Here is a 2710-nt window from a genome sequence, read left to right as displayed (position 1 = left end):
GTATGTAATCGCATTTTCGGCACCGGTAGGCCGGTGCACTCCCAAAAGAGAAAACATATGCTTAGCGATGGCGGAATGCACGCTTGAGCCGGTGCTTTGTTTGTAATCGCATTTTCGGCACCGGTAGGCCGGTGCACTCCCAAACTACTCCGCCTCGATCCCAACCTGCACGTTCGGGACGAAGCTGAATCCGGGATGGTGCTCGATTATGCTCCCGTCCGGCGCGCATATGTCCGCGTTTTTCATCACGACGACCAGCACCGGCCCGCTTGCCGGCTTGCACAGCAGCAGCTCTCCCGTTATCGCCGCCCCCGTGTCGTAGGTGCAGGTTATGTTTTTCCCGACGTGCCTGCGCAGGTCCGCGTAGTCGTTTATCTTCATCGCTTTCTCCTTTCCCCCGCGTATTGCTACCCGCGGCATGCGACATTCTTCACACGCGCGCAAATCGCGCGCCCCGCGCGCGATTGCGCGTATATTCGACGCGGCAGTCACTTTCGATTCTGGAGGTTCGCCATGCCCTGCTGCAAGAAACCCGCCGAGAAGAAGATGCCCGCGAAGCCCGCCGCCAAGCCAGCGGCGAAGAAGGCCGCGAAGCCCGCCGCAAAGAAGAAGTAGCGCGGCGGCGGCAACCGCATTTAATCGAGGCTCCCCGCGGTACAAGCTCCCGCGGGGATTTTTTTTATCGCGCGTTCAGGAGACAGGCAAACTCCAGATCGCCCGTTCCGTTCGGAACGATGCTCTTGTCTGTGACGGTTTTCGGCTGAATTTCCGCCGTACCCGTCGTTTCCCACGTTACATCAGCCATGCTTTTAACTCCTTAAAAGTAGATTTTTTGGCGCTCTGCAGATAGCCAACATATGTATACCTTTTCCGCAGCGATTATATCTACTCAAGTTTGAGGTTTCACAAGTTTTAACATCTTTTGCAAGTGTTCACAACGGCGCATCGCGAACGTAAAGCGTCAATGTCAGGGTATCCCTGTTGTATCCCGCCACGTAAATTTGCGATTCTGAGGCCGAAATAGCGCAATATGAAAAGTTGTCCATGTTTTCCGCGATCGGCTCCAAGATGTAACCTGAGCCATAATCATAAACAAGTGCTGGCTTCTTCACCCCGTAATTGGCGGATATCAGATAGCACCAGTTTCCGTTTTGCGCTGTCATTTCAATTGGAGGCGAATCTGCGTATTCATAGCTTTGAAAGACTAAAGGCGATCCTTGCCAAACACCATTGTCCTTGAAATACCGCCAAAGTTGGTTGCTTTTTACACTCAAATGAACTCCAAACACTCCATTGACGGCGGAAACCAAAGAATCTCCATTCCAATCAAGCACTAAAAGCTCTCGACTGAATGTCTCACCTGCTCTGGAGTATACATAGAGGTTTGACTGGCTGGTCAGAATTTCCGGAACATCCTCCAAGTACCTTAAATCGAATAAGGCAAAGCCGGAATCCGGATAATCTCCGAATGGATTCACAGTAGTCTCGTCTTGCCCATTGCGTTCATAAAACACATACTGCTCCTCTAGGCTGTTGGGTTTGTACAGCAAGCCAACGCTTCCTGAGGAATTTACATCGAACCAATTTTTCCCAAACTTGGGGGGCGTTGAAGTGCCATCCACGTGGAAAACGTCTATATCGCCAAGCAGACTTCGCTCCAAGAAAACCAACTCGTAAAAACTGCTCATTCTGGGATTCAATGATGTTGCAATGTATAGCGTTCCATCGGGAGCAAAAACGGGCCTTGCCGCGCCATAAACATTAGTATTTGGGACTGAGAAATCTTCCATGTTGACGCTTCCCGTCGGGGATCTCCAGGCAAAGCGCAGCCTGTTATTGGTATATTCGGCATTGTAGCTTGAATCGTCAACCGGATAAGTAACGCAAAGCTCTCCGTTTGTCGGCGATGTTGCCATTCCAATCCCGTACTGATACTGAAAATCGCTTCCGGCTGGAAGTTGATCCACAACCTGTTTCTGCCAATTCAGCGAGGTTGAGTTGGATATCAGTGCTATGGTACTTGTTGCAAACAAGCCATCATTGTCAGTGACCCGCAGAACCGCATTCCAAATCCCCGAATCATAGGTGTGCAATACATGTTGCGGCTGAGGTGCTTCCCAATCGAATATGCCGTCGCCTTCGAAATCCCATTCATATTTTACAATTTGCCCGTCTGGATCATAGGAACGATTACAGACTAGAGTTGTTTCAAAAGGTGCATCGCCAATTTCGGGCCAGGCCTGAGCGGAAGCAACCGGGGGCAGGGGATCGCTGGAACCACCCTGGGATATAACGTAAATGCTTATCCATTTTACAGTACTTGCAAAGGCATTGTCGGTTACCCTGAGAATTGCAAGATTGTCGCCAGCATTTTCGGCTGTATATAAATGGCTTGTGCTGCCCTGAGTAGAGGTAAAATCATGAAAGACGCCGTCACCGAGGTCCCACTCGTAGGAAACTATTGTCCCATCGGTGTCGGTTGCTCCCGCCACAAAATAGGCCGTAAATGGTGCGGTGCCAATTTTCGGTGTCACTGAAGCGGTGATTATCGGAGGATTATTCTGCGCCATTGTGATAAAAATCGATACCGTGATTTGATTTGTCGCTCCTCCGTCGTCGGTGACGCGCAATACCGCGTCGTAGCGTCCGGGCGTGGAATATTCCGTAAGCGCGACGCCGGATGACGGCGTGTAATCCGCGAAGCTGGAAT

The 2710-nt window shown here is 50.9% G+C and carries 3 protein-coding genes; all 3 read right to left on the bottom strand.

Going from position 1 to position 2710, the window contains the following annotated elements; genetic code table 11:
• Nucleotides 1-144: 144 nt before the first annotated feature.
• On the bottom strand, nucleotides 145-381 hold the full coding sequence (locus HRF49_11490; GenBank protein ID MEP0815270.1) for a hypothetical protein: 237 nt from the start codon (nucleotides 379-381) through the stop codon (nucleotides 145-147).
• A 107-nt stretch (nucleotides 382-488) separates the two neighbouring features.
• Nucleotides 489-635, bottom strand: a complete 147-nt coding sequence (locus tag HRF49_11485) for a hypothetical protein (GenBank protein ID MEP0815269.1) — start codon at nucleotides 633-635, stop codon at nucleotides 489-491.
• Nucleotides 636-932: 297 nt separating this feature from the next.
• A partial coding sequence (locus HRF49_11480; GenBank protein ID MEP0815268.1) for a hypothetical protein occupies nucleotides 933-2710 on the bottom strand: 1778 nt, incomplete at its 5' end.

It is taken from the genome of bacterium (assembly GCA_039961635.1).
GTDB lineage: Bacteria > 4484-113 > 4484-113 > JAGGVC01 > JAGGVC01 > JABRWB01.
Note: the sequence above shows the minus strand (reverse complement) of the source record. Positions and strands in the feature narration are given on the sequence as shown.